The 26,940-nt window shown below is 68.4% G+C and carries 28 protein-coding genes; 11 read left to right on the top strand and 17 right to left on the bottom strand.

Translation table 11 applies throughout. The annotated features are described in order from the left end of the window. The first annotated feature begins 91 nt into the window (after positions 1-91). Genes ACIQ51_RS09685 through ACIQ51_RS09675 form a run of 3 tightly spaced genes read left to right on the top strand, consistent with a single transcriptional unit; the run spans position 92 to position 3,525 of the window. The gene (locus ACIQ51_RS09685; protein WP_396204837.1) at positions 92-1,726 is read left to right on the top strand and encodes a glycosyltransferase family 39 protein; all 1,635 of its coding nucleotides are present in this window, start codon (positions 92-94) and stop codon (positions 1,724-1,726) included. After that, complete coding sequence (gene crcB / locus ACIQ51_RS09680; protein ID WP_396204836.1) at positions 1,723-2,112, top strand: fluoride efflux transporter CrcB; 390 nt, start codon at positions 1,723-1,725, stop codon at positions 2,110-2,112. Before ACIQ51_RS09685 ends, crcB begins: the two co-directional genes overlap by 4 nt. A 24-nt stretch (positions 2,113-2,136) precedes the next feature. After that, positions 2,137-3,525: a dipeptidase gene (locus ACIQ51_RS09675; RefSeq protein WP_396204835.1), complete on the top strand. Its 1,389-nt coding sequence runs from the start codon at positions 2,137-2,139 to the stop codon at positions 3,523-3,525. A gap of 72 nt (positions 3,526-3,597) precedes the next feature. Here ACIQ51_RS09675 and rho read toward each other — a convergent pair whose 3' ends face one another. Further along, a complete protein-coding gene (gene rho, locus ACIQ51_RS09670) occupies positions 3,598-5,664 on the bottom strand; it encodes a transcription termination factor Rho (protein ID WP_396204834.1) in 2,067 nt (688 codons plus the stop codon). Between the two features lie 425 nt (positions 5,665-6,089). Here rho and ACIQ51_RS09665 point away from each other — a divergent pair, with 425 nt between their 5' ends. Then, on the top strand, positions 6,090-6,683 hold the full coding sequence (locus ACIQ51_RS09665) for a hypothetical protein (RefSeq protein ID WP_396204833.1): 594 nt from the start codon (positions 6,090-6,092) through the stop codon (positions 6,681-6,683). A gap of 7 nt (positions 6,684-6,690) precedes the next feature. Beyond that, positions 6,691-7,092 (top strand): carboxymuconolactone decarboxylase family protein, encoded by a 402-nt coding sequence (locus ACIQ51_RS09660; RefSeq protein ID WP_396204832.1) that lies wholly within the window; start codon positions 6,691-6,693, stop codon positions 7,090-7,092. Positions 7,093-7,137: 45 nt separating this feature from the next. Here ACIQ51_RS09660 and ACIQ51_RS09655 read toward each other — a convergent pair whose 3' ends face one another. Continuing rightward, on the bottom strand, positions 7,138-8,256 hold the full coding sequence (locus ACIQ51_RS09655; protein ID WP_396204831.1) for a polysaccharide deacetylase family protein: 1,119 nt from the start codon (positions 8,254-8,256) through the stop codon (positions 7,138-7,140). 143 nt (positions 8,257-8,399) lie between these two features. On the opposite strand from ACIQ51_RS09655, the gene ACIQ51_RS09650 reads away from it, so the two are divergent. Continuing rightward, a complete protein-coding gene (locus ACIQ51_RS09650; protein ID WP_396204830.1) occupies positions 8,400-8,903 on the top strand; it encodes a hypothetical protein in 504 nt (167 codons plus the stop codon). Between the two features lie 235 nt (positions 8,904-9,138). After that, positions 9,139-9,675 (top strand): hypothetical protein, encoded by a 537-nt coding sequence (locus ACIQ51_RS09645; RefSeq protein ID WP_396204829.1) that lies wholly within the window; start codon positions 9,139-9,141, stop codon positions 9,673-9,675. Positions 9,676-9,861: 186 nt separating this feature from the next. Here ACIQ51_RS09645 and ACIQ51_RS09640 read toward each other — a convergent pair whose 3' ends face one another. From ACIQ51_RS09640 to ACIQ51_RS09615, 6 genes are all read right to left on the bottom strand, one after another. Beyond that, positions 9,862-11,022 carry a PilX N-terminal domain-containing pilus assembly protein gene (locus ACIQ51_RS09640; RefSeq protein ID WP_396204828.1) on the bottom strand — a complete coding sequence of 387 codons (1,161 nt, stop codon included), beginning with the start codon at positions 11,020-11,022 and terminating at the stop codon, positions 9,862-9,864. Further along, entirely contained in the window at positions 11,019-11,930 is a 912-nt protein-coding gene (locus ACIQ51_RS09635) for a type II secretion system protein J (RefSeq protein WP_396204827.1), read from the bottom strand. The genes ACIQ51_RS09640 and ACIQ51_RS09635 overlap by 4 nt, the downstream gene beginning before the upstream one ends. Continuing rightward, entirely contained in the window at positions 11,921-12,268 is a 348-nt protein-coding gene (locus tag ACIQ51_RS09630; protein WP_396204826.1) for a hypothetical protein, read from the bottom strand. Before ACIQ51_RS09630 ends, ACIQ51_RS09635 begins: the two co-directional genes overlap by 10 nt. Continuing rightward, entirely contained in the window at positions 12,238-12,789 is a 552-nt protein-coding gene (locus ACIQ51_RS09625; RefSeq protein ID WP_396204825.1) for a prepilin-type N-terminal cleavage/methylation domain-containing protein, read from the bottom strand. Before ACIQ51_RS09625 ends, ACIQ51_RS09630 begins: the two co-directional genes overlap by 31 nt. A 181-nt stretch (positions 12,790-12,970) precedes the next feature. Further along, positions 12,971-13,738, bottom strand: a complete 768-nt coding sequence (gene thyX / locus ACIQ51_RS09620; protein WP_396204824.1) for an FAD-dependent thymidylate synthase — start codon at positions 13,736-13,738, stop codon at positions 12,971-12,973. 114 nt (positions 13,739-13,852) lie between these two features. Beyond that, positions 13,853-15,493 carry an FAD-binding oxidoreductase gene (locus ACIQ51_RS09615; RefSeq protein ID WP_396204823.1) on the bottom strand — a complete coding sequence of 547 codons (1,641 nt, stop codon included), beginning with the start codon at positions 15,491-15,493 and terminating at the stop codon, positions 13,853-13,855. 118 nt (positions 15,494-15,611) lie between these two features. Between ACIQ51_RS09615 and ACIQ51_RS09610 the strand changes: the two genes are divergently transcribed. Then, complete coding sequence (locus ACIQ51_RS09610; RefSeq protein WP_396204822.1) at positions 15,612-16,673, top strand: phytoene/squalene synthase family protein; 1,062 nt, start codon at positions 15,612-15,614, stop codon at positions 16,671-16,673. A gap of 29 nt (positions 16,674-16,702) precedes the next feature. Here ACIQ51_RS09610 and ACIQ51_RS09605 read toward each other — a convergent pair whose 3' ends face one another. The 7 genes from ACIQ51_RS09605 to ACIQ51_RS09575 all read right to left on the bottom strand — a co-directional run bounded on the left by ACIQ51_RS09605 (position 16,703) and on the right by ACIQ51_RS09575 (position 22,213). After that, complete coding sequence (locus ACIQ51_RS09605; protein WP_396204821.1) at positions 16,703-17,524, bottom strand: hypothetical protein; 822 nt, start codon at positions 17,522-17,524, stop codon at positions 16,703-16,705. A gap of 54 nt (positions 17,525-17,578) precedes the next feature. Continuing rightward, positions 17,579-18,709 (bottom strand): hypothetical protein, encoded by a 1,131-nt coding sequence (locus ACIQ51_RS09600; RefSeq protein ID WP_396204820.1) that lies wholly within the window; start codon positions 18,707-18,709, stop codon positions 17,579-17,581. 109 nt (positions 18,710-18,818) lie between these two features. Continuing rightward, positions 18,819-19,001: a hypothetical protein gene (locus ACIQ51_RS09595; protein WP_396204819.1), complete on the bottom strand. Its 183-nt coding sequence runs from the start codon at positions 18,999-19,001 to the stop codon at positions 18,819-18,821. 47 nt (positions 19,002-19,048) lie between these two features. Next, positions 19,049-19,675 (bottom strand): ribonuclease H, encoded by a 627-nt coding sequence (locus tag ACIQ51_RS09590; RefSeq protein WP_396204818.1) that lies wholly within the window; start codon positions 19,673-19,675, stop codon positions 19,049-19,051. Then, positions 19,672-19,887, bottom strand: a complete 216-nt coding sequence (locus tag ACIQ51_RS09585; RefSeq protein ID WP_396204817.1) for a hypothetical protein — start codon at positions 19,885-19,887, stop codon at positions 19,672-19,674. The genes ACIQ51_RS09590 and ACIQ51_RS09585 overlap by 4 nt, the downstream gene beginning before the upstream one ends. A 131-nt stretch (positions 19,888-20,018) precedes the next feature. Further along, positions 20,019-21,164: an ArgE/DapE family deacylase gene (locus ACIQ51_RS09580; protein WP_396204816.1), complete on the bottom strand. Its 1,146-nt coding sequence runs from the start codon at positions 21,162-21,164 to the stop codon at positions 20,019-20,021. Between the two features lie 143 nt (positions 21,165-21,307). Next, positions 21,308-22,213, bottom strand: a complete 906-nt coding sequence (locus tag ACIQ51_RS09575) for a hypothetical protein (protein WP_396204815.1) — start codon at positions 22,211-22,213, stop codon at positions 21,308-21,310. Between the two features lie 298 nt (positions 22,214-22,511). Between ACIQ51_RS09575 and ACIQ51_RS09570 the strand changes: the two genes are divergently transcribed. The 3 genes from ACIQ51_RS09570 (at position 22,512) to ACIQ51_RS09560 (ending at position 24,756) form a co-directional block, all read left to right on the top strand. Then, positions 22,512-23,657, top strand: a complete 1,146-nt coding sequence (locus ACIQ51_RS09570) for a CaiB/BaiF CoA transferase family protein (RefSeq protein WP_396204814.1) — start codon at positions 22,512-22,514, stop codon at positions 23,655-23,657. 161 nt (positions 23,658-23,818) lie between these two features. Further along, a complete protein-coding gene (locus ACIQ51_RS09565) occupies positions 23,819-24,385 on the top strand; it encodes an RNA polymerase sigma factor (protein WP_396204813.1) in 567 nt (188 codons plus the stop codon). After that, positions 24,385-24,756: a hypothetical protein gene (locus tag ACIQ51_RS09560; RefSeq protein ID WP_396204812.1), complete on the top strand. Its 372-nt coding sequence runs from the start codon at positions 24,385-24,387 to the stop codon at positions 24,754-24,756. The genes ACIQ51_RS09565 and ACIQ51_RS09560 overlap by 1 nt, the downstream gene beginning before the upstream one ends. Positions 24,757-24,895: 139 nt before the next feature. Here ACIQ51_RS09560 and lpdA read toward each other — a convergent pair whose 3' ends face one another. After that, positions 24,896-26,308, bottom strand: coding sequence for a dihydrolipoyl dehydrogenase (lpdA, locus tag ACIQ51_RS09555; RefSeq protein WP_396204811.1), 1,413 nt, complete (start codon positions 26,306-26,308; stop codon positions 24,896-24,898). 445 nt (positions 26,309-26,753) lie between these two features. After that, the coding region (locus tag ACIQ51_RS09550) for a 2-oxo acid dehydrogenase subunit E2 (RefSeq protein ID WP_396204810.1) at positions 26,754-26,940 on the bottom strand (187 nt) is incomplete at its 5' end.

Genomic DNA, 26,940 nt, shown 5'->3' with positions numbered 1-26,940 from the left:
GGCAACCTGAGTGGACGCTCCAACGGCGGCAAGCAAAGCCAACCGTGTCCGTAGCGATGCGATCGGGCACCCGTGCAAGTTACCCAGCATCATGCCCACCTCTGTCCACGGCGCCCGCAGCGATACCCCGGCACGGGAGACGACCACCCAGTGGCTACTCGTGGCCGGCTGGATAGTCGGCGCGGCGCTCCTGCGGCTGCTGCTGTCGTCGTTCGTACCGCTGCTCCCCGACGAGACGTACTACTGGGACTGGTCGAGGCGCCTCGAAGGCGGGTACTTCGACCATCCGCCCGGCATTGCGCTCCTGATAGCGGCCGGGACCGCGCTGTTCGGGAACGGCCCGGTCGGTGTGCGCGGCGGTCCGGCCATCGCGGCGCTGCTCACCCACGTCGCCGCGGTCCTGTGTGCCTGGCAGCTCGCTGGCCGGGGCCGAGCAGGTGCTTACGCTGCTCGCCGTGCCGCCATGGTCATGGCGGTGCTGCCGATCGCCACCCTTGGGTTGGTGCTCGCCACCCCCGACGCAGCGCTCTTTGCCACGACCATGCTCGCGCTGCTCGCGGTCGAACGCGCCCTGGCGGCACCGGTCCGGTCGCTCGTCAGCTTCGGCTGGTGGGTCGCGGCCGGTTTGGCGCTGGGCGGGGCCTTCGTGTCCAAGTACACCGCGGTCCTGCTGCCCATGGGGCTCGTGATCGCCTGTGTCGTGCATCCGGCGCTGCGCCGACGCTTCGCCGACGCGGGCCCCTGGGTGGCCAGCGCCGTCGCCCTCGCGATGTTCGGGCCGGTCGTGCTGTGGAACTACTTCAACGACTGGCTCTCCTTCCGCTTCCAGCTGGGGCACGGCTTCAACGCTGCCGCGCGCGGCAATCCGATCTCGCGCGAGCTCGAGATGATCGGTGGTCAGTTGGGGCTCGCCACCCCCATCCTGTTCACGATCATGGCGATCGTGGTCTGGCACGCGCTGCGTGACGGGTGGCAGGGCCGGCGGACCGCTACGCCGACCGATCTGGTGGTGCGCCGCTTCGCACTCGGGATGATCGCAGTGGTGCCGCTCGCCTTCTTCGCGATCAGCGCATGGCGTCGACCGGTGGAGGCCAACTGGCCGGCCATGATCTACCCAGGGGCGATCATGTTGCTGGCCACCAGCACGGCCCCGGTGGCGCACGGCACATGGTGGCGGCGCGGGGGCTGGCTCGCCGGCGTATTGCTTGCGATCGTGTGCGTGCAGGCGTGGCGGCCGCTGTTGCCGCTCGCGCCTCGCAAGGACCCGATCGCGCGCGCCCATGGGTGGCCGCAGCTGGCGGCCGCCGTGGACGTGGCGCGTCATGACCCGTTCCTCGACGGTACCGTGGATCGCTGGGTGGCGGCCGACCGCTACCAGGACGCCTCGCAGCTCGCTTTCCACCTCCCCGATCATCCCATGGTCTTCTCACTCAACCTTGGCGGGCGCACCAACCAGTACGACGTGTGGCAGAACGCCTGGGGGCGCGTGCGCCCCGGCGACGGGCTCGTGGTGGCCTTCGACGCCGACGCGAAGGGCGACTCGCTCGCGAAGGTCGTGAGTGGCTGGTTCGCCGATACGCAGCGGGGGGCGCTCGTGGTGTTGCGGCGTGGTGAGGGGGAGGTCACGCGCCGGCGCATCTGGCTCTACCGGATCGCGCGCGATGTACCGCGGGAGAGCCCACGCTACGGGGCCGGGCTCCTTCCCCGCACGGAGTCTGGCAAGTGACGTCGCCTGCGTCGGCGGCGGCGTTCGTGGCGGTCGCGGTGGGGGGCGCGGTCGGTTCGGTGGCGCGCTATGCCGCGACGCTTGCGCTCACGCCGTTCGGGGCCGCCTTTCCGTGGGCCACGCTGCTCGTCAACGTGACCGGCGCGTTTCTCATCGGCGTGTTCTCGCGCCTGTTTGCGGGCGGTGACAGCGATCCTGTTGTGCGCCTCGCGCTCACGACCGGCCTCTGCGGAGGCTTCACGACGTTCTCCGCATTCAGCGCCGAGGTGGTCACACTCGTGCAGCAGGGTCGCACGGGGCGCGCTGCACTGTACGTGGTGGTGAGTCTGTTGCTCGGGCTCGGTGCCACCGCCGTCGGCCTGTCCGTGGGACGCACCCGCGGCTGACCGTCCTTCCACTTCATTCTGATCATGTCCATTCCTGCCGATCTGCACGCCTGGTGCGACGCCAACGATGCGCGCGCGCTCGATGAGCTCTTCGCGTTTCTTCGCATTCCCTCGGTATCGGCGCGCTCCGAGCATGCAGCTGACTGCGCGGCCGCGGCGCACTTTGTTGCGGACGCGCTCACGCGTATCGGCTTCACGGCCACCATCGAACCTACGCCCGGTCATCCGATCGTCGTGGGTGAGTGGCGGAAGGCCGGCCCCACGGCGCCCACGCTGCTCATCTACGGGCACTACGACGTGCAGCCCGCCGAACCGCTCGAGCTCTGGACGTCGCCCGCGTTCGAGCCCACGCTGCGCGATGGGCGCATCTACGCGCGCGGCTCGGTCGACGACAAGGGGCAGCTCTACCTGCACATCAAGGCGCTCGAGGCGCACCTCGCGACGCGCGGGACGCTGCCGATCAACGTGATCGTGCTCGCCGAAGGGGAGGAGGAAGTGGGGAGCGTGAACCTCGAGCACTTCCTGGAGCGCGAACAGGCGCGGCTGGCCTGCGATGCCGTGGTGATCTCCGACAGCACCATGTTTGCCCCCGGCATTCCGAGCATTCTGTCGTCGCTGCGTGGCATGGCCTATCTCGAGATCAACGTGCGCGGCGCCAACGGCGACCTGCACAGCGGCATGTATGGCGGCGCGGTCGTGAACCCCGCCATGGCACTCGCACGCATGCTTGGCACCATGCACGATGCCGACGGGCGCATCGCCATTCCCGGCTTCTACGACCACGTGCGCCCGTTTCCCGACCATGTGCGCGCGCAGATGCGCACCCTCCCCTTCAGCGACGACACGCTGATGCACGAGGTGGGGGTGACGGCGCTGGGCGGTGAGCCGGGCTACACGACACTCGAGCGGCTCTGGACACGCCCCACCTGTGAGGTGAACGGCCTCCTGAGCGGCTACACCGGGGAAGGCGCCAAGACGGTGCTGCCGGCGGTTTCGATGGCGAAGGTGAGTTTCCGCCTCGTGCCCGATCAGGAGCCGGAGCAGATTGCCGCGCTGGTGCGGGCGCATGTCGAGCGCGTGGCGCCCGCCGGCGTGACCGTCACGGTGGAGCATCTGCACGGTGGCAAGCCGTGGCGCGCCGACCTGCAGGGCCCGATCATCGACGCCGGCAAGGCGGCGCTGTTGGCGGCCTTCGGCCGCGACCCGGTCATCACCGGCGAAGGCGGCAGCATCCCGGTCGTGGGTGATTTCGAGCGCATCCTCGGGGCACCGGTGCTGCTCATGGGCTTCGGCCTTCCCGGCGAAAATGCCCACGCGCCCGACGAGTGGATCAGCGAGGAGAACTATCGGCTCGGGATTCGCGCGTCGGCGGTGTTGTACGACGAGTTCGGTCAGCGCGCGGCGAAGCCGTAGCGTGTGAAAAGCGGCGCGCGTCCGATGGACGCGCGCCGCTGATCGTTCCGAGTCGCTCGTGTGTCGTGCGGCTCAGAGTCCGTCGAGCAGCGAATCGTTGTTGCTGGTGGCGGCAATGCGCTTGATGAGCCACTCCATCCCCGCCTGTGGCGGCAGCTGATGCAGACCGCGACGCAGCAGGTGCACCTTCTCCAGCTGGTCGGGGCGGTAGAGCTTCTCTTCGCGACGCGTCCCGCTGGTGGCGATGTCGAACGCGGGGAAGATGCGTCGGTCGGCGAGTGAGCGATCGAGCTTGATCTCGCAGTTGCCGGTGCCCTTGAACTCCTCGAAGATCACGTCGTCCATGCGCGAGCCGGTCTCGACGAGCGCGGTGGCGATGATCGTGAGCGATCCGCCGCCGTGCTGCGGCGCAATCATGCGCGCCGAACCGAAGAACGCCTTGGGCTTCTGCATGGCGGTGGCATCGAGGCCGCCCGACATCGTGCGACCCGTGCCGCGATCGACGGTGTTGTGCGCGCGGGCGAGACGCGTGATGGAGTCGAGCACGATGACCACGTCCTTGCCCTGTTCCACCATGCGACGGGCGCGCTCGAGCGTCATTTCCGCCACTTCCACGTGACGCTTGGGCGGCATGTCGAAGCTCGACGCCACGACCTCGCCGTAGCCCCACGTGATCATCTCGCTCACTTCTTCGGGGCGCTCGTCCACGAGGAGCACGAGGAGGGCGGCCTGCGGGTGGTTGACCGCCACCCCCTCAACGATGGCCTGCAACAGGGTGGTCTTGCCGGCACGTGCCGGTGCCACGATGAGTGCACGCTGCCCGTAGCCGATCGGCGCAATGAGGTCGATGGCGCGGCGGGTGAGTTCGGGGCCCGTCTTCGCGGGGCGCCCGGTCTCGAGGGTGAGCTTCCGATCGGGATAGCTCGCAACCAGCGTGTTGAAGTCGGGGCGCTTCTCAAGCACGACGGCGGAGCCGTCGTTGAGCTGCTGCACGTCCACCACCACGGAACGCCCGCGATGGTCGCGCCCGTAGGTCACATCGAGCTTGTCGCCACGACGCAGCTGATGCAGACGCACGAGGGCAGGGGGGATGAACGGGTCGGTGGGGTCGGGGAGGTAGCTGTTGACCGCCCGACGGAGGAAGCCGCCATCCCGTGACGCATCGAACCACCCCGCCATCGTGCCTTCCACCGCGACCGCCGCGGACGGCGCGCGATCCGGTGCCCCCTCCATCGGCCCGCCGGGGGCGCCACCACCACCGCCACGGCGGAACCGGTTGCGACCCCGACGACCATTGCGGCGGAATCCGCCGCGATCCTCTCCATCGAAGCGATCCTGGCGCTCCCCTCCTGCCTCCGGCGCGGGACGATCAAGCCGCTCCGCCATGGGGGCCTGCGCCGGCCGGTCCATCCCGCCACGATCGCCGCCACCCTCGCGGCCGCGGTCACGATCATGATCACGATGCCGGTTGCGGCCACGACGGCGACCGCCACGTTCCCGGCGGCTCTCGAAAGAACGCTCCGGGCGGCCATCCTGACGGCCATCCTGACGGCCATCCTGACGGGCATCCTGGCGCCCGTCGGGACGCTCGCTTCGCTCCGGGCCATCCGTCCGGTCGAAGGCCCGGTCGTACTGATTCTGCGGCTCCCGGCGTTCGGCCGGGGCGCGTTCTGCGGGGTCGTACCCCGACGGCGCGTAGCGCTCCGCGCGGGGTACGGGGCGCGACTCGCCGCTCGCGTCTCTCGCCTCACTCCGGCCCTCGGGGCGCGCGTCCGTCCGTGGCGCTGGCGCCTCGCCGGCCGAGTCGGGGCGCGGGGTGCGCGGGGTGCGCGGAGCGCGGGGCTCGCGTGCGGGGCGGGCTTCACGGGCCTCGCTGCGCGCTTCTGCCGGCGGTGCCGGTGTGCGGGCGGCGGCTGGCGTCTCGGCGGCACTGGCGTCGGCCTTGGGGCGACGCGGAGCCCGTGGACGACGGGGCTTGTCCTCACCCGTGGTGCTGGCTGGTGCGGCACTCTCGGCCGGTGCCGGCGCTGCCCGCTTCACGCGGGTGACGGGTGCATCGAGGTACGGATTGTCGTCCCCGGCGGACTCGGGGGTCGCCCGCGTGCGCGGGCGACGGGTCGGACGTTTCGGTTCGGTCATTCGACTACTGCAGATGGGACTGGGTGCTCAGGCCCGAGCGGACGGAGCACGGCTCTCGGTCGGACTGCCCAAGGGGACAGTTCGACCCGAAGCCTGAGGAACGGACCCGGGATCGGGTTCGTGGGGCGCGCAAGCGCAACGATTGATGCGGGAGTGCAAAGGGACGGAGACTCGTGCCGTCTCACTGCCGGATGCACGTCGACGCGAATCCGGTACCGCTGGGGGGAATGCACGGAGGTCATGCCTCCGGTCTCTCGAAAGGGCCGTGTGTTCGGCTCAGCCGCAGCGCATCATTGCAACGCCGCCGCTCTCAGTTGCCTTCGAGCTCCTGCTACGTACTTCTCTACGCCCTTGGAGTATTGCGACTCCGGAGCGATCGCGCAACCCTTTCGCCCCCCATTCCGGCCCCGTCTACCTTTCGTCCCATGATTGCTCCTCCTCTCGATCTACCGGCCGCGCTCGCTGACGTCGTGGCCGCGTACGAAGCATCCGGTAACGTGGGCGCCCTCATGGAACGCCTCCACCACCTGCGCGACACGGCAACGCCCGACGCACTGGTCGCCGCGGCCGAACCGTGGCTGCACATGCCCGAAGTGGCGGGCCCGCTGTACGAGCGCGTGGTCGAGGACCAGCCCGGCAATGCGCGGGCCCTGGTGATCCTCGCCAACGCCTACTGGCTCTCCGGCCGTGGTCCCGAGGTTGTGGGCGACCTCGCCAACCGCGCCCTTGCCGCTGATCCGCAAAACCGCGGCGCCTGGCACATGTGGGCACTCACCGAAGGCAATCAGCGCGACCGCACCGTGCGCTGGCTGCAGGTCACGCAGCGCTTCCCCGACGACATGCTCGCCAAGGCCGCGCTCGCTGACAACGCCGCGTCACTCGCGGCGGCCGAGCACGACAAGGAAGCGCTCGACCTTGCGATCGGTGCCTACGAAGAGCTCTGGAACAACTCGCCCACCGAGCCGCAGCGCGCAGCGCTCGAGACGGCGCTCAATACGCTGCGCAATTACACGTTCTGAGCTTTCGATGACCGACGCCGCCGCCGGCCCGCCGCACGATCACGCCACGCCCACCGAAAGCGCGGCGCTCGCCGAGTTCCGCACCTTCCGCGAGCGCATGAACACGCGCATCCTCGGTGAGAACAACCTCGTCATCAACCGCTTCTTCAATCTCGACGGCCGTGCCTACGAAGCAGGCGCCCTCGACCTGAAGACGAAAGAGCTGCTTGGCCTCGTCGCCTCGCTCGTGTTGCGCTGCGACGATTGCATCACCTACCACATCGTGCGCTGCGCCGAAGAAGGCGTCACGCGCGACGAAGTGTTCGAAACCATGAGCATCGGCCTCATCGTCGGCGGCTCCATCGTCATCCCGCATCTTCGCCGCGCCGTGGACCGGTGGGATGAGTGCGAGCGCATGCGGACGGCGTAGGGGTGAGCCGAGCGGTGGCTCCCTCCGTAGGACGGACCGTCCCGTTTACGGCTTCGCTACAACCTTCGGATTGCCATCCGACACGAACCGCGCCCACTTGCTCCCCGGCTTGTCCATTTCGTTGAGCGTTGTGGTCAGATTGGTGCCACCCTGCAACGGCACTCGCTGCAGCGCCAACGGATTGAACTGCGGGTCATAGGGGCTGCGCGCGGGGCCGCCGGCCACTTCGAACACAGCCTCGTGGGCGTAGCGCACCTCGCGCTTTCCCTTCTTGTCGTACCACGAGCCTTTGCGCGTGAGGGCGCGGTTTTTCGGCCACAGGCCGTAGGGCAGTGCCAGCCCGCGCACCTGGTAGCCAGGCACGGCGCTATCGATCGCCATCACGCCGCGCGCGAGCTGCTCCTGCACCACGGCATCGGAGTACTTGCTGAGTTTGGCGTGCCACAGCGTATGGTTGCACAGCTCGAACCCCTGCGCATGCAGGAACTGCACCTTCTCGTGGCGCCACTCGCTCTTCTGGCCCTGAATGCCCTTTTCGCCGAAGAATGCGTGCCCTGCCTCGGCGGCGGGGAGCATGCAGAACAACCCCTTGGGCGTCCAGTCCGGGTGCGCCTTGATGAAGTCCAGCAGGATGCCCACTGCACTCGAAGGGTCCACCACGAGCTGGCCGTTCCGCTCGAGATAGCGGAACTGGCTCGGGGACGCATCGTCGAAGGTGAACAGCACCGGCGTCTTGCCGGCCGGCACGTTGAAGCGCTTGTCGAGGATCTCCGACAGGTTCACCGGCACGTAACCGCGGCGGTGCAGTTCGGTCAGCTCGGCTCGAAAGCGCTCGCGCGACACTTTGTAGGTGCCGTCCTTCTCGACCACCTGGTGCCACTCCACGATGGGAAAGCGCCCCAATTCGTTGGGAGTGCGGGGACCGCTTTGCGGCGCCGGTGCTGCCGTGCCGCCGGCCCGCGCGCCGGGCTTTGCGGCACGTGACGTCGAGGGCTTCGGCTGACGCGCGACACGTTCCCATCCCTCGAGGTGCGGAACGGAGTGCGCCGACAGTGGTCCCGGCGAGAACGCGGCAAGGGCGGCGACCGACAGCGCCACGCGCGCGATCAGGCGGTGGGGGGTACGACCGGTGCAGCGCGTGACGGAATGGATCTGGCTGGCCATGGGATGCGTGCGTCGACCGACGTTCAAGAAGGGCAGATGAACGAACAACCTAACGACCCGTCGCTACCGCACGGGACTCACGGGGCCCTGGCGCGTAACGGCGGGATCCCCGTTTCACCCGTCCCGCCCTATATCTTATAGCGATGGCCGCCACCACTTCGTCACGCGCATTCGACCGGCTGCTCGACGCCGCCTTTGCGTCGGGTACGTTGACGACGATCGCCACCGGCGGCGCGCTCCTCGGGATTGGTTGGCGCGAAGGCGAGGCCGGGCGGGCGTTCCGCCTTGCCGGTCGCGGGCTCCTCGAACGGCTCGGCGTGCTCTCCGCCGCCGCGCCGCTCACCTCGGTCGCCCTCGGCTACCTGCACCACCTCATCGTGGCCACTGCGTGGGGGGTCCTCCTCTCGCTGCTGGTGTTGCCTCTGCGAGGAGCCATCCGCTGGCTCGCGGCGCTCGGCGTCGCCCTGGGGTACATGGTGCTGGCCGGCTACGCCCTCCCCGCCCCACTGCGGATCGGTTACGCCGTGACGTCAAACACCGCGGGGGCGATTCCCATCGGGGCGGCGCTCGCGCTGGCGCTGCTGGGCGGCATCTGGCTTCACGCCGCCAACCACACCGTCGACCACGCCGCCAGCGCCGCCGACTGACGCGGACCGGGCAGGGCGTCCGACGGCGCTCGCCCACCGTGAGTGTTCGTGACACACCTGCGACGGTCCGGCGACCGGGATGCGGAACGCGGCCGGTGGGGCACCCGTTGGTCTTTCCAGACGTTGCTCCCCACCGGGTGGCACGTCCTTTCCACGTGGGCGGCGCACGCACGGGCGCGAGCCTCGTCGGTCCTATTCGAACCTTTCAACGCAGGAGCACCCAGTGGACGTCCTCGTGAGACTTGAGGCTCGTCCGAGCGATTCGCCGGTACTCGCGCACGTGAACTCGATTCCCGTGCTTCCATTCGGTACGCGCTCGCGGCGGGAAGTCGTGACGCTGTACGGACAGGCCGACACGCAGGCGCTCGCCCTCGCGCTCGCGGCCACGTTCGAGAGTGAGCGAATGGAAGCATCCACGTCGAGTGTCGTGCGCCACCTTGGTGTGTGGCCGGACCGCGGTGCGGTCGGTGATTCGGCATGGCGCGATGGTGCCACCGGTCGCTTGGTCACGCGGGACCTCGACATTCCCCTCCCTACGCTCGAAGCGCGGGCCACCGAACTGCTCGGTGCCTGCGGAGCGACCATTCGCCGTGTGGCCGCTGGTCTGGCCATGCCCGATTGGCCCGAGGGAACGGAACGCGCACTGACGTTTTCGCTGGCGGGTAATGCCAGTGGCGGCGGGCAGCCGAACGACGAGGACGGGGTAGAGAGCTGGTTAGACTCGATTCGGCAGGCGGATGCTTACTCGTACGACGAACCGGAGGCGGACTGAACGCACTGTTCTTTGTCAGACTGATGTGAAAAGCGGGCGGATCACTCCGGTGAGACGCCCGCTTTGTATTTCCCTCGGCGCGTCTCGCGCATCGCCACCAGCTCCCCGCCATCCCCACCTATCGTGAGGACGTGCCGGCCCGCGAGCGTCAGGTCGCCGAGGCGCTCCGGCCGGATGCGACGCGGTTCAATACACCGGTGCCCAGCTGCGCTGCCGCGCCCGCACCGGGATGCCCGTCGCCTCCACCGCGCGCTCCACGCTGCAGCGCGAATAGAAGAGCCCCGCATTGCCGCGTAGTCGCGTGGCTACCCCGTCGGCGTTGCGCGACATCACGGCGCCATACACGTCCATGTTGCCTTCCGCCTCGAACTCGTCGCGAACGAGGATCAGCCCCACGAACAGGAAGTTGCCGCGGATGCGTAGCCGGCCGTCCACCAGCAGCAGACCCTGGCCACGACCGCTCGTGAGGTCGAGATCGCCCGGCGAGTAGATGATGGGGAAATAGCTCGAGCAGCCGGCCACCGTACCCATGCCGCGCGACGGCTCACCCCAGTTGCTGGCGAACAGGTTACACGCCGTCGCGCTGCCACTCGGTGTGGGGCTGATGTTGCCGGTCACGCGAACCTGTGCACGTGCCGCGAGCGACGCCCATGTTTCCGGACCGAACGTGTCGTCGGTGCGCGGATCACCGGCCCGCGGGTCCGCGCGGGTCCCACCGACTGCCTGCGAGGACGGCTTCTGGATGGAGATGTTGGCGCCGGGACGATACGACAGCGCTACCGTGTCGCCGGCGCCCACCGCACAATCAGTCCAGTCGGGCGGGTTGGTATTGCGGCCGCTCACATCGGGTGACCCTTGGATGTCCACGTCGCCGAACGCCGTGAGGACGCCACCGGGGCGGATATCCGGCGTGCTGATGCGCACCACCATGCTCACCTGTCGCTGTGCCTCCAGCAGACCGATGTTGATCCCGGCGCGACCGACCGACACCACGTTGAAGGCGCGGTTGCTCAGGCGCTGGATGTGCACCGTGGCGCTATCGCCCACGTCGAGCCCCACGTTGCTCGAATCGATGGTGCCGATCGGCAGGGCGTTCCGCGCCGCATTCCAGTTCGCCAGCTGCAGGTTGAGCCCGTACTCGGCGATCGTGAGTGCGCGTTGCTCGGTCTGTGACGCCCGCGCTGATCGTGCCTTCTGCAAGGCCGACATCATCGATGCCGATGCCAGCACCGCGAGCACCACGATCACCACCAACACGAGCAGTAGTGCAACACCACGGCGCGCGCGACGGCCACGCGCCGCACCGTCAGGACGCCGCATGCGGCGCGACCGCAGGGTGCGCATCATCGCCGGTTTCTCACCGCCACGCTCAGCAACACCGAATCCACCACGGACGGGTTGCCGGGTGTGGCGGGTGCCATGCCCTGTGCGCGCAGTACGATGTCGATACGCGCAATGCGTGAGGACATCTCACCGGCCGCAATGGCCACATCCAGACTATCCCGATACGAGAGCACCAGGCCTCCGAGGCCGTTGCTCCCCGGCGCCATGTACGGGCCGCTTATGCTCACGGGCGTGGTCCACTGGCCGCCCTGCACCTCCTGACGCTGCAGGTACCAGCGCCCCGACGTTGCCGGAGCGAGCGCGTAGCGCGCAGCGCGCGTAAAGCGCAGCGCGGCACCACGTACGACCGAGTCGGGGACGGCCGGGGTGACGGCGAGGCGGTAGCGAAGCTTGCCGGCATCCAGCACTGGGTCGAGATACGGCGACGTGACGCACAACCCGGCGCTCTGGGTGATGGCCGTGATGCGATGCGCACTCCAGTAGTCACCGCTCACCCCCGCTGAGTCGTGACGCAGTGCGAAGACCGTGTCGCCCGCGGTCGGTGGCGTGACCCAGTTGGTCGTGATCGTGCGCGCACTGTTCACCGGAGGCAGCAGCAGCTCCGTCGGCGATGCCTTTTCGCACACGAACGAGGCCCCCAGCGTCGCCCGGAATGTGATCCCGGTCGCGCTGAAGGCTGCGATGTCGCCGCCCGCCGACGACACGGCTCGCAATTCACTCGGCAGTGTGCCAAGCGCGGTGCGCAGCTCGCGCCGCACGGTGATCTGATCGCTCAAACGCTGGAAGAAGCGCTGCAGCTTCATCATGAGTTGCGTGATCATGCTCCCCACAATCCCCAGCATCGTGAGCGTGATAAGCAACTCGACCAGCGTGAAGCCGGAGCGTGTTCGTAGCCGGCCGGTTATTGGCATGCGACGAGTGTGGCGTAGACGTACGGGTGGCGCAGTTGCGGCAGATGGAGCGACAGCTGCACCAGCCGTGTGGCACCGGTTCCCGACACCTGCCACTCCTCGCGGATCTCACCGGTCGTGGCACCCCCGCTCGCCGCCGTGAGGCGCGCGCAGGGCACGCTCTGCAGCGAATCGAGTCGGCGTTGCGCGATGCTGGCGGCCACCAACTGGCGCCGGCCACTCCCCATCTGTTGCGAGACGCGTGCGGAGGACCCGAGCAGCCCCAGGATCGCCACGGTGACCATGGTGCAGGCGATGAGCACCTCGATCAGCGACGTGCCCGCGCGTGCCTGCGCCATGCGCGTCGTGCCGTGTGATCCAAGCGCGCGCCCGCGGCGGTGTCGTGCACTCGCAGGACACATCCCCGCGGCATGACGGCGCCGGCGCCGGTAAGGCACACCGTGTCCGCACGGCGGCCGCTACGCATTTCGTAGCGCGACGTGGCTGTCGACGTTGGTGTCACGAGCCCGCGGGCATCGTACTGGATGACCGTGGGCGCACTGGCCAGTGGACGCACGGTGGTGCCGCTGGCGTGATCGAGCTTGAGCGGGCCGAGCATCGGTACGGAGCGTGGGGGCGCGCCGCTCATCACCGTGACCGAGATCGTGCTTCCCTCGAGCGTGACCGTGGCGCTCTTGCCCTTCTGCACGGCCGCTGCCCGTGCCGCGGCGAACGCCGACGTGAGCTCCAGCCGCGCCGAGCGCAGCGCCGTCCGTTCGCGCAGCTCGGTCGTCAGCGGGAGCACCAGGAGCGCCAGCAGCGCGACGATCACCACGGCCGTGAGCAGCTCGGGCAGAGAAAAACCGCGACGGCGTCGCATGTGGCTGGAGAGCTCCAGGAAGGTCGGTCCAGATGCCGAGCGACCCGACCTCAGGGAGATCGGGTCGGCGAGGTACTCCCGGCATACCACTGTGGGTGTCGACCACAGGGGCTGGAACCTTTAGTCCTGAAAACGAAACGCCGGCTGCGCCAGGTCATTGGGGCCGCCGGCGTACCAGCCATCACACTTTGTGATACGAGATGCGGGCGGCTTCGCGGCGATCGGTTGCCATGTAGATCTCGAAATCAGAGAAGAACGCCGGCGCTTCCGCCTGCAGCGTGCGGAGTACCAGCACCGCCATGCGGCGGATCTCGAGTTCGGCCGCCTCACTTGAGCGGAGTTCGAGCATCGTCCGCCACGCGCGGGCATTGCCCGTCACCACGATTTTCGTTTCGGTGCTGTTGGGAAGCACGCCGCGCGCCGCTTCGCGGGCCATTTTGCGGCGGTGTACCTTGTCGTCAACCCACGCGTAGCGCGTCATCAGCGAATCGACGAGCGCGATGTAGCTGTCAAGCGCCGATGAGACCTGCCCGGTCCACGCCTGCTCGAGCGGCGCATCGCCGATCATGGCGGGCGGCATCACGAACTGTGCGTCGCTTTCGTCCACGTAGCGCTGGGACAGCTGCGAATAGGCGAATCCCGCGCGGTGGCGCACCAACTCGTGCGTGAGCGAGCGGCTCACCCCCTCGAGCAGCAGCGAATAATTGGCATGCTCGAGCACGCTGCCGTGGCCCTGCTTCTTGATGTTCTCGAGATACTCGCGCGTGGTGCGTCCCGCCGGGTTGCGCTGGCTCATATAGCACAGGCGGCCGGCGAACTCCGACAGCCGCTCGCCGTCCGTCGAGTCGCCGATCCACTGCACCGGCAGGTGCGACGGCTCGGTGAACTGAGGGCGTGCCAGGACCGTGACTTTGGGTTCACGCAGGATCGCAGCGTCTGTGAGCGGCATCGGAAGGGGCTCGAATTCGTCTGGGTGAGGAGTCGGTGCATCGCTGCACCTATGGACAAGTATAGTTTGGTCCGGTGTGTCCCGTGGTCGATGCAGGGTGCGGCGGCCCGCCGCTTAGGACAGCGCGGCCAGCCGGAACCGTGACCAGTCGCGCGTCTGCTCCACCTCCGCCAGCACGGCCGCGGCCTCCGGCGGCAGCGGCGCGGCCGTCGGGTCGTGCCGGAGTACGTCGAAGGGCTCCGCGCCGGGGAGTGCCACCTTGCACCCGGGGTTCAGCACGCCGCTCGGATCGGCGGCGGCCTTGATGTTGGCGAATGCCGCGCGCGCTTCGAGCGACCACACCCGGTCGAGCAGCGGTGCCCGCAGGCGGCCGTCGCCGTGTTCGCCGGCCAGCGTGCCGCCAAGGGCCGCAGTGAGTGCGCACACCTCGTGCAGAATGCCGTGCACGCGGTCCCGCCACCCCGGTGCGGTCGTGTCCACCAGCGGATTCACATGCGCATGCGCGTCGCCCGCGTGCCCGAAGATCACCCCGAGGGTGTCGAAGCGTTCCAGCGCCGCGCGGACCCCCCGCACGTAGTCCGGAAACCGGTCCGGCGGGACACAGCCGTCCTCGATGAACTGCATACTGCGGAGCGTCGGCGCCAGGCGGGCGAGGATGGGGCTGGCCGCATGGCGCAGAGCCCAGAGCCGGTGTTCCGCTTCCGGATCGCTCGCATTAAGCGTTTGCATTGCGCCATTAATAGAACATATACGCAACACGTCATCCAACGCACGCCGACAGTCGTCGGTGGAGCTACCCTCGCATTCGATCAGCAGTACCGCCTCGGCGCCTGCGGGAATGCCGGTCGGCGCTCCGCGCTCCGCCACATTGAGAAAGGTGCGATCCAGCAGTTCACAGGCGCTCGCGCCCGCGCCTGCCGCCTGTGTGGCACAGACCGTCGCGTCTTCCAGCGACCCGAACGTGGCCAGCACCGTGGCGGTGGCGTGGGCCACCGGGATGAGCGCCAGTTCGATCTCCGTGAACAGCGCCAGGGTGCCCTCGCTACCCGCCAGGACGTCCACCAGATGCCCGGCAGGACTCAGGGCTGCCGCCACCCCGTACCCCGACGATTCCTTGCGCGTGGCATGCTGCAAGCGCTCCGCCGGTACGCCACGACCAATCTCGTCCAGCGCGCGTACCAGCCTGGCGACCGCCGGGAGGGCGGGCAAGGGCTGCTCCCGGTGGACCCAGGCATCGCTGCCGTCGTCGAACACGCAGCGGATCCCCATGACCCACGGGCGCGTGGCGCCGAACTTGAGCGTGCGCGCGCCCGCGGCGTTGGCCGCCACCATGCCACCGATCGTGCAGAAGGGGCCACTCGATGGGTCCACGGGAAAGCGCAGCCCCACCGCGCGCGCTGCCCGGTCCACCGCACCGCGGAGGGCACCGGCACCCACCCGCACGCGGCGCGTGTCCACGTTCACCCGGTCGATCCGCTGCAACCGCGACAGGTCGACCACCACGCCGGGCCCCACGGCACCCGCTGCCATGCCGCTCCCCGACCCCCGGGGGATGAGGGCTGCGCCCGTGCGCTTCGCCCACGACGCCAACGCCGGGACGTCGTCCGCATCCGCCGGTACGGCCACGGCGGCCGGGACACAGCGGGCAATCCCCGCGCCTTCGGCATACAGCGCACGCGCGAGAAGGTCCGTGCGGAAGAGTCCACGGAACGCGGTCGGTGCGTCGGACGCGTGCAGGGCGGAGAGATCGGACATGCTGCAACCTCGCCGATCCCGGCCGCGGAGGGCAACCGCGGCCATCGGAGATCGGTCACCACGCGCCAGGGCAGGCCTGAGTGACGCGGCGGTCCCCGGGCGCGTATCTTCCGCGGCTATGACTTTGCCTGCCGCCGTCACCGACGCCCTGGCCCGCCGCGACGCGGCGCGATTCTGCACGGCCATCCTGCCGGCGGTCTCGCGCACCTTCGCGCTGGGGATCAAGGTGCTGCCAGGCGATCTGGGGCAGGCCGTCCTCGACGCGTACCTGCTGTGTCGCATCGCCGATACGGTGGAAGACGCGCCCGGCATCGTCCCCGACGTGAAAGCGGCGCTCTTCGACGACTTTCTCGCCGCCTTCGACGATCCAGCCGCACTCGCCCGCTTTGATGCCGGGGTGCAGTCGCTCACCGGCGACCTCGCACACCTCACGCTCACGCTCAATACCCCGCTGGTATTCGAGCACTTCGCGCGGCTGCCGCGCGATACGCGCCACGTGGTGCGGAAGTGGGTGACCGAGATGGCCGTGGGGATGCGCAAGTTCGTGCTGCTGTACCCCAACGGCATCCGCATCCAGACCATCGACGAGTACAAGGAATACTGCTACTACGTCGCCGGGACCGTGGGCTACATGCTCACCGACCTCTGGCACGAGCACTCGCCGAGCATCGGCTCGCGGCGGTATGCCATCCTGCGCGAGCGCTGCCGCGCGTTCGCTGAAGCGCTGCAGACGGTCAACATCCTCAAGGACGTGGCCGTGGATGCGGAGAAGGAGAATTCGGTGTACGTGCCCGAGGAACTGCTGCGCGCGCACGGCAGCACGCAAAGCCGCATTCTCGCCCCCGAACTGATCGCGAAGAACCGCGAGGCCCTCACGCAGCTCATCAAGCTTGCCTGGCACGACCTCGAGGAGGCGCTGATCTACCTGCTCGACATCCCGCGCCGGGCTGTGAGCATCCGCCTCTTCTGCATCCTGCCGCTGCTGCTGGCCTACGCCACGCTGCGCGACCTTGTGCACAGTACCGCGATGCTGCAGCCCGGCGGGAGCGTGAAGATCACGCGCCGTGAAGTGAAGAGTCTCCTCGTAACGGGCAGCATGCTCGTGATGAGCAATGCCGGCGTGCGGTGGCTCGTCGCGCGGGTGCGCCGGCGCAGCTTCGAATTGGCAATCGCGGGGTAACGTGAGGGGGAGCGGCTCTCCCCCTCATCTCACCCAGCGCCGCCCTTGAGCACCCGGTCGAGCAGGGTGGGCGCCGGCTCCAATCGTCCCTGCTGCGCTTCGTCGAGCAGGAACTCGATCCGCTGCTGCACGCGCCCCACCATCGTGCGGAAGGTGTTCGCCATTGTGCGCCACGAAAGCCAGGTCACGCCGGCGGCAAGCCCGGTCAGTACCCCCAGCGCGATGATGGCAAACTGCGATTCGGCAAGCGTGAGGACGAGCAGCGGCACCGCGGCCAGGCACACCACGAGCAGCCCCGCCGCGCCCGTCGCGATCGTGTTGGTGCGCACCGAGCGCCGCGCCCTGTCCACGACGGCGTCGACGCGCAGCACCGAGCGCGTGTCATCCACGCGGGCGGTGGTGATCACCAGCTGATCGAGCCGCACGAGATCAAACCGGCGACCGCCGAGGCCGACAGAGCGGACGAAATTTCCGAGTGGAGCGTGCCGCGGCTCCCACACCAGGCGATCACTGCTACGCCGCACGCACGTCATGTACTCCTGGCGCGGCAGGAACGCCTCGAGAGTCCGCAGCAGCTGCTCCGGTGTACCGTTGACGGTGCGCTGCGCACTCACCACCGCCGGCCCCAGCGACGACAGCAGGCCGCCCGTGTCCGCGACGGACACCGCGACCTGCGCGCGCTCTTCGGCGATCGCCTGACGCACATGCTGCACGTCGAGCCCCACCTCCGTGGCGATCTCCACCAACCGCGCTTCGCTGATCGCGTCGCCCGGTTCGGCGGCGTGAGCGTGCTGCAGCTCCGAGGCCCGTGCAAGCACGCGCTCAAGGGCCGTACGGGGAAGGTCACTCACATTGCGGCTCGTGGGTGGGTTGGGACGCGCCGGGGCGCGTCGTGGATGTGCTCATCAGATCCCGCTCAGTACGATGTCGATCTGTCGAACGAGCGCGCTACGGATCACGGCAGGCAACGCGAAACGCTTGTCGAACATGGCCACGGTCTCCGCCTCCGACGACGAGGCCGACACGCGCATCCCGGCCTGCGTGAGATAGTACCGCTGGTAGCCCACCACCAGCTCCGGCGCCACGCGTGCGAGGAGCACCGCCCCTGCCTGCACCTGCCCCGTCGCCACGAACCGGTCGGCCGTCCCCGCCCGCTGTTCCGCTGGCGTGGTGTTGTCGGCCACCGCGGGCCCTACGAGGTTGCCGGTCACTTCGTGCGCGAGCACGTACAGCACCTGCGCCGCATCGCCGGCGCGCGCCGGCCACGTCACGGCCACCATGGCACGACCGGTGAAGCCCGGGCCCGTGCGGCCTTCGCCGCCGATCGGCAGCGACAGCACCAGGTCACCCTGCCGCTGCGACGTGTTGTTGAGGAAACGTTCGAACTTCGTGCGGTACACCTGCTGCCAGAGACTGTCCACCGCCGTGATGGTACCGGCGCGTTCGCGCACCAGGCGGTGGTGCTCCCCCGTGAAGAAGCGCGCGGCCTCGTCCTGAACGCCGGCGAGGAACAGACGCAGCCACTCGCGGTCGGCCGCCGTGGTGAACACGCTCGCCAGCATCTGCACGCGCATCGCGGCCTCACGCGTGGGGGCGCGGCGCGGGTCACCCGACAGCTGCAGGAACTGCTCGATCGTTGCGCGCATCTCCTCCCAGTTCGCAAACGCGAACGGCAGGAACTGGGCGTTGAGATACCCGGTGCGTTGCAGCCCCTTCTCGAGGGTCGCCCGATTGGCATCGAGCGCCGTAAGCAGGTTTCGCTGGTTCTTCACCACGGTGATGGAATCCCGATAACCGCGGCGATAGAGCGGCACCGTGGCGGAGTCCTCGCTGAGCACCGCGAACGCATGCAGCCAGAGGTCCACATGCGGCATCGTCTTCACGGGCCATCGCAGTGGCGGCGGTGTCTCGGGGGCGGCTCCGCCCCCTGCAGCGGGGGCCGCGGGTACGGGGGCCGCGGGTACGGGGGAGGCTGCGGTCCTGGTGCCGGCGCAGGCGCCCGCGACGACCGCAAGCCCCAGTGCGACGAAGGCCATCCGGACAGGAGAAATCACACGCGAATGCATGCCCTCAATACACACCGGAACGCCTCGTGGATTCAACCGGCGGCCGACGTGCCAGCCACGAGGGAGCGGGCGACGGCGGTCACCGCGAATCGCCGCCCCGGTACCGGGTGTCCACGTCGTTGCCCATCCGCTCACGCGTCTGGCCGCCGATGCGCTCGATGAGCCGCTCTCCGACGTTCCGGTCGTACTGTTGCGCGTCCTTCCAACCGTAGCCGTAGCCGATGGCCACGCCGACCGCGAGGACAAGGAGAAGCTTGAGCATGGGCGTCCGGTATGAGCCCCGCCGCGCCGCGCCGGGGTGCGTACCCCTTACAGACGCGCCGCCGCCGAGGTCGGTAACGACGGCGCCGACACGAAGCGTTCCGCCGAAGGGAAGGGCGACAGTGGTTGCGATCGCGTCTTCGGCCCCTGCGCCTCGAACCACGCGGCGAACTGTGACGGCACCATGCCATCGGAGTGGTCCTGAACGGCCGCCGCGCGCGTGGCGAGGTGGTTGGCGTACTCGTTCTGCGGGTGCCCGGCGTGCCCCTTCACCCAGCACCACTGCGTGTCGTGCAGCGCGATTGCCTCCACCGCCTCCTTCCACAGCTCCACGTTCTCGACGGCGCCGTCCTTCCGCTTCCACCCGCGCGCCATCCACCCCTTCACCCAACTCGTCATGCCGTCCACGATGTAGCGCGAGTCGGTGGTGAATTGCACCGACAACCGGTTTCCCTTACGCCCCATGGCGCGGTAGCTGTCGATCACCGACCGGAGCGCCATGCGGTTGTTGGTGGTGTCGGGCTCAGAGGCCCACAGGTCGAAGCGCGCCAGCGTGCCGTCGGCTTTCCGGAACTCGATGAGGGCCCCAAGTCCGCCCGGCGTCGCGCCGCTCTTGCCGTTGCCGAGGCACGACTCGTCGGCATACACCGCCACGAGCGGGTAGCGGGCACTCATCGCACCGCCTCGAGCGAATCGATCTCCCCAATCACGAGCTCCAGCCGGTGCCCCGTGCTGGGATGACGCGCCACGATCACTTCGCGCCCGCTTTCTACGCGCAGCCGCTCGGGGATTACCAGATACTCGGTGCCTCGGCGCATGATCATGATGCGGGTGCCGTCCACGATCGCGCGCTCGAGGAGGTCGTACTGTGCGGTGGTGGGTTCCACGTGACTACGGTCGGGGTCAACTGCCACGGCGGTCGGGGTGCGGCCACTGCCGTCTGGGGACTGCCACGACGGGTGGGGCCGGCAACCAGGCGGAGTCTACACGCGCAGGCGTCGCGCACGAAGTGCGCGCGTTACCCAGCCAGCACAGTCTCCAGAATCGCCGCCGCCGCCTGAATCTGCTCCACCTCTACCCACTCTGTGGCCGAGTGGGCCCGCGCGATGTCGCCGGGGCCGAAGCACACCGCCGGAATGCCCGCCTCGGCGAACAGCGCCGCATCCGTCCAGCAGAAGAGGCCGTCGACATGACCTTCACCCCCCTGCGTGCGACACGCCCCGCGCAGCGCGTCCACCAGCGGGTGGTCGATCGGAAGATCGAGCGGGGGCTGCGCGCCGCCCAACGTGCAGGTGGCCACGAACGACGGATCCTCCGCGTGAAGCGCATCGATCACCACCTGCATCTCGCGAGACATCTGGTCGGCCGTCTCGCCCGGCAGCGTGCGCCGCTCGAGACGCACGACACACTGCTCGGCATAGGTGGACCACCCCGTACCGCCCTGCACGATCGGGGCGTGCACGGAAGCGCGCCCCAGCAGCGGGTGCGTGCGCGTGGTCAGCTCCTCGCGATCGTAGCGATCGAGCGCCATCAGGAAACGGGCCGCCATGCGGTTGGCGTCGATCCCCACATCGTAGCGGCTGCCGTGCGCGGCGCGTCCCTGCACGACGACCTCGAGCCACGCAAACCCTTTGTGCGCCGGCACCACGCTGAGCCGTGTGGGTTCGGTGATGATCGCCGCCGTCGCCTGCAGGCCACCCGCCAGCAGCGCCCGCGTGCCAATGCTGGCGAACTCCTCGTCGCAGACCGCCGCCACAATGATCTCGCGATGCAGCGCCCGACGCCCCGCCGCGCGTGCGGCGGCCACGCACATGGCCGCGATTCCGGCCTTCATGTCGGTGGCGCCACGCCCGTAGAGGTTCCCGTCGTGAATCATTGGGTCGAAGGGCGCGTGTGTCATGCCGTCCACGCCCACCACGTCGAGGTGGCCGTTCAACACCAGTGGGGACACGCCAACGGGACCCACGCGGGCAATCACGTTCGTGCGCCCCGGCGCCACCTCCTGCAGATCGACGGCGAACCCCCACGACTGCAGTACGTCGGCGAGGAACTCGGCGCACGCGTGCTCACCGGGCGCTCCCGGCACCAGGCTTGGATTGCGCGAGTCGATGCGCACCAGTGCCTCGGTGAGCGCGACGGGATCGAGCGGAAATACGGACGTCACAGGAGCACCAATTCACGGCAGCGCGCCGCACAATCACCAGGTGATAAACGAACTCGCCTCGCTCTTCGGGAAAGGGGGAGGACATCCGTCCACCCTCCGCCGAAGTCGAGGCGGGTTGGTGCCGACGCAACGATCACGTCGGGCTACTTCTTCTTTGCGGGCGCCTTCTTGGCGGGGGCCTTCTTGGCAGGAGCCTTGGCGGGGGCCTTCTTGGCGGGGGCCTTGGCCGGGGCCTTCTTGGCCGGCGCCTTGGCGGGGGCCTTCTTGGCCGGCGCCTTGGTCGGGGCCTTCTTGGCCGGGGCCTTGGCCGGCGCCTTCTTGGCCGGGGCCTTGGCCGGGGCCTTGGCCGGGGCCTTGGCCGGGGCCTTGGCCGGGGCCTTGGCCGGAGCCTTGGCCGGAGCCTTGGCCGGGGCCTTCGCCGGGGCCTTCGCCGGGGCCTTCGCCGGGGCCTTCGCCGTCGGCTTCGCCGGCTCCACCTTCGGCTCCGGCTTCACCTCGGCCTTGGGTTCGGGTTTCGGCTTGGGCGCGGGCTTCGGCGACGGCGGCGCGAAGGTGACCTTGTCGGACGGCTTCTGCGGTTCGATGCGCATCGCCGCGCGCGCTTCGAGCGCCGCTTCGGCGGCCGCGGCCGGAGCCTGCACCGCCTTCGGCATCTGTCCGAGCGGGACCGGCTTCGGCGGCGCCTGCTTCGGCTGCGGCGCCGGGAGCGCGCCGTGCTTGGCGATGTAGGCGGCCTCGGCCTGCGCGATCAGCGTGTCGGCTTCGTCCTGATTCATCTGGCCGCGGCGGACCATGTACTTGATCAGATCGCGCGCGCTTTCAATCGCGAAGGCGCTCAGGCCGGCTGCGGCGCCGACCACGTCGCGCATGGCGCCGGCCATCCGGCTCCCAGCTTCAAGGCTGATCTCATGGGCACGCGCCGCCATTTCTGCAGCCGTGTCCCGCGCGTCGGCTGCCCGGTGACCGGGGCCGCGCCGAGGGGCGGGAGCGGTTGGAGGCGCGTCGCCTTCCGTGAGCGTTTCGTCGTCAGCCTGCGGCAAATCGGCCATAGGTGGAGCGCACTCCTTCCGCCATACATGGAGGTAGAGGTGGTCGCTAAACGGAATTCGGAGGTGCGGGCTGTCATCAGCCCACACCACCCGAGTGGTCCGCGTCCACCGGAACGGCGGTAACTATATGATTTTCAGTGCTCTATGCAAGGCATACCGACGTGCTTTGCGGGGTCGGTGTACATATAATTCAGGGGTGACGGGCGTCGGGCGGGCAGGCAATTCGCTGCCAAATACCTATGCTTAGCCACCATTTGGAAGATTTTTCGAGACTTAAATAGGCCAGTAAAGGAACATCATGGCGTCACAGCATCTCGATGGAATTCGTGTTCTCGATCTCTCCCGGGTGCTCGCCGGACCGCTCTGCGCGATGATGTTGGGTGACCTCGGGGCGTCGGTGATCAAGGTCGAGCGCCCCGAAACCGGCGACGACACCCGAGGCTGGGGCCCGCCGTTTTCGGAACATGGGCAATCGGCCTACTTCCTGAGCGCCAACCGCAACAAGCTGTCGCTGGCGGCCAGCTTCACCGATCCTGCCGACCGCGCGCTGATCCTGGAGTTGATCGCCGAGTGCGATGTGGTGGTGGAAAACTTCCTGCCGGGTGCCCTTCGCCGATATGGCATCGATGCGGATGCGTTGCTGGCGCAGCATCCGCGCCTGATTTGGTGCACCATTTCCGGGTTCGGGCCGGAGAGCCTCCGCCCCGGCTACGATTTCGTGGTCCAGGCCGAAAGTGGCTGGATGGCCATCACCGGCGAGCCGGACGGCGACCCCATGAAAATGGGGGTGGCCATGGTCGACGTGACCACCGGCAAGGACGCCGCGATCGGGATTCTGGCGGCGCTGTCGGCGCGGGACCGGGCGGGTGCGCGCACCCTGCCTTCGGGGGAGCGCCGGGTGCACGTGTCGCTGGCGACGAGTGCGCTCGCCGCCCTCGTCAACGTGGCGCAGAACGGCCTCGTGAGCGGCTCCGATGCGCGTCGCTGGGGCAATGCGCACGCCAACCTGGTGCCGTACCAGCTCTTTCGAGCCGCCGATCGCCCCTTCGTGATCGCGGTGGGCACCGACGCGCAGTGGCTGGCGGCGACGCGTGCGCTCGGGCTCGACGCACTCGCGAACGATGCCACGCTGGCCGCCAACGCCGGCCGGCTTGCGCAACGCGAGCGTGTGGTGGCCGCGATCTCGGCGCACGTGGTGACGGATGCCGCGGCCAGCTGGATTGCCCGCCTCGAGTCCGTCGGTGTACCCTGCGGGGTGGTGCGCGGTGTGCAGGACGCCGTGCAGGACGCGCTCAATGATGCAAATTTCAGCGTTACCGACGCGGCACGTTACGGTCTGCCGCCGCTATGGAATGGTTCCGCACGGCACGAACCGCCACATTGTGGCGAACACACCGTTACGGTGCGGGAAAAACGCTGGCTTTCATTCGGAAACTTCACGTGATTGCGGACACAAAATGTGTGATGTCGCTGTGACGCGCCCGCACGCGCGTCGTCTTTGCTGCGAGACCTTCAACCGACGTTCGGATCAGGGCCGTTCACGAACCCGGTCGCTCTCGTATGCCTGGGGTATCAAACCCGTCGTTGCGGCGTTACCGTAACGCCGTGCGTAAGACGGACGCCGATCTCCCGCTCTACGACGTCGATCACGATCAGGACGTCATCTCCCGAGTGCTCGCGGGGGACCGCGACGCGTTCGCGTTGCTGATTGGCCGGTACAGTGATCCGCTGTACCGACATGCGCTCGGCATGACGGGCAGTCCCGACGTTGCCGAGGACATTCTCCAGACGTCGTACATCAAGGCCTATCACCATCTCGGTGAAGTCCGTGGTCGATTCGATGCCTGGCTGTTCCGGATCGTTGCCAACGGGTGCAAGGACTGGTTGAAGAACATCCGGCGCACGCACCTGAGCTACGACGAAGACGACCAGCCCTCCGGCGTCGCGACGCCCGCTGAGGACCTCGACCGCACGGAGTTGCGGCAGGACCTCGACGCAGCACTCGCGCAGTTGGCGCCATCGCTCCGAGAGGCCTTCATCATGAAGCATGTGGAAGGGCGCTCCTACGAAGAAATGGCGGATCTCGTGGGGACAACAGTTGGCGCCCTGAAAATGCGCGTGCATCGGGCACGCGAGGCACTTCAGGTTCTGCTCGAGGAGAAATACGCGTGATGGTGGACCGACACGACGCGCACGACAATCTGAACCAGACGTCCCGCGATACGCGTGACGGGGCGGGGTCCGCCGACCATCTCGCGGCTGACCATCTCGCGGCCGACCATCTCGCGGCTGACCATCACGCGGCTGACCGTGAGGTGCCCCTGCCGGCCATGACGGCAGCCGACGGCCAGGACAACGTGGTGCAGCTGTGGCTCGATGGCGAAGCGACGGAGGCGGACGCTCGCCGGAGCAACAACAGCGCCGTAGAGATCTGGATGCGCGTGCAGCGCGACGCCGGTCAGATGCACCAGGTGAAGGCGCCGGCACATCTCGCCGCCAACATCATGGCCGCGCTCGCCCCCAAGGCCCCGCTTGCGGACTGAGTTCGCCCGCACGATGCAAAAGCGCCGCCGGCACTGCCGGCGGCGCTTTTGTTTTCGCTGACGCGATCCCCGAACCCCGAACCCGTAACCCTCACCTGGTCAGTTCCGGGTCGTGAGTTCGGGTTTCACGTCGTGGGTGCTACATGTGCAGGGCGCGCCCCAGCGCGCTCAGCGCGGCTTCCTTCACGGTCTCGCTCAGCGTGGGATGCGAGTGCACCGTGATGGCGATGTCCTCGGCGCTGCCGCGGTACTCCATGGCGAGCACCACCTGCGCGAGGTTATCGGCCACATGCGGTCCGATCATGTGGCAGCCAAGGATTTCATCGGTGTCCTTGTCCACCACAAACTTCACGAAGCCCTGCGTTTCGCCCATGGTGCGCGCGCGTCCGTTGGCGCTGAAGGGGAACTTGCCCACACGATAGGCACGCCCGCTCGCCTTCACTTCCTGCTCCGTGAGCCCCACCGTGGCGATTTCGGGCCATGTGTACACCACGCCGGGCATCGTGCGGTAGTGCATGTGCACCGCCTTTCCGGCGATCACCTCGGCGGCGATCACCCCTTCGTCTTCCGCCTTGTGCGCCAGCAGCTTGCCGCCCACCACGTCGCCGATGGCGAACACGCCCGGCAGGTTGGTGCGCATCTGGTCATCCACCAGGATCTCACCGCGCGATCCCATCGCCAGACCAAGCGCCGCGGGATCCACGCCGCGCAGCGCCGGCTTGCGCCCCACGCTCACGAGCACATAGTCGCCCTCGATGCTCGACGACGCGCCGTCCTTCTCCACGTGAATCGTCACCCCGTCGGCACGCACGTCGGCGCCGGTAACCTTGGTGCCCGTATGGATTTCGAGGCCCTGCTTCCGGAAGATGCGGTCCGCTTCCTTCACCACGTCGTCGTCGTTGCCCGGGAGGATGGTGGGCGCGTACTCCACCACCGTGACCCTGGCGCCGAGGCGGCGCCACACCGAGCCGAGTTCGAGGCCGATCACACCGCCCCCCACCACGATGAGATGCTTCGGCACCTCGGGGATCTGCAGCGCGCCCACGTTGGAGAGCACCCGCGATTCATCGAAGGGCAGGAAGGGCAGCTGCACCGGCACCGAGCCGGTGGCAATGATGACCGACTTGCCCTGCCATGCCGTGACGGTCCCGTCGGCCGCCGCCACTTCCACGACGTTCCCCGGCTTCAGTGTGCCGAAACCCTTGGCCCAGGTGACCTTGTTCTTCCGGAAGAGGAACTCAATCCCCTTGGTGTTCTGCGCGACCACGTCGGTCTTGCGCGCCATCATGGCCGGGAGGTCGATCGAGGCGCCGTCGACTTTCACGCCATGCTCGGCGGCGTGCAGGCGGAGCCACTCGTAGTGCTCGGAGCTTTGGAGTAGCGCCTTCGAGGGGATGCACCCCACGGTCACGCAGGTTCCGCCGAGCGTCGTGTCGGCCTCGACGCAGGCGACGGTCAGGCCAAGCTGCGCGGCGCGAATGGAGGCGACGTAGCCGCCGGGGCCACCGCCGAGGACGACCACGTCGGCGGTTTGGAGAGTCGGGGAGGTCATACCGGGAAAGCTAATCCGGGGGCAGCGCTGAACGGCGGGGAGAGTAACCAGCAAAATAGAATTTGCCGGGATGCTCACGCGGTCAGGCATCACGCTGCCGCCGGGCTGTCCGGGATCATGAGGGCGGGCACACGGAATTGTGTGACGACTGGCCCAATTGCTCCGTCTGTGGGCCGATGGCACGAGATTCGCGGTGCCACCGAGTGAGCCCTACACCAGTCGTCAGCGACGGCCCCAACCCTCGCGTTGAAAACGTATGCTGGCGAAGCCCGACGTCCCGGCGGAAACGCTCAGGGGCGTCGTGGTGCGTTGGGGGGTCGAACACTGAAAACTGGCAACGTTCACTGGCAACTGAAAACTCCCCGCCGTTCGAGAGATCTCGTGAACGGCGGGGAGTTTTCAGTATCCAGTCAAGGTTCTCAGTGCTCCGTTCCTACCGAAGACCTCAATACCCCAGCATCGACGCCGGGTCTTCCATGAGCTCCTTGAGCCGCACGAGGAAGAGGACGGCCTGCTGGCCGTCGATGATGCGGTGATCGTAGCTGAGCGCCACGTACATCATGGGACGGATCTCCACCTTGCCGTCGATCGCCACCGGGCGGTCCTGCGTCTTGTGCAGCCCCAGGATCCCC

It is taken from the genome of Gemmatimonas sp. (assembly GCF_044344655.1).
In the GTDB taxonomy this organism is placed as follows: Bacteria; Gemmatimonadota; Gemmatimonadetes; order Gemmatimonadales; family Gemmatimonadaceae; genus Gemmatimonas.
Note: the sequence above shows the minus strand (reverse complement) of the source record. Positions and strands in the feature narration are given on the sequence as shown.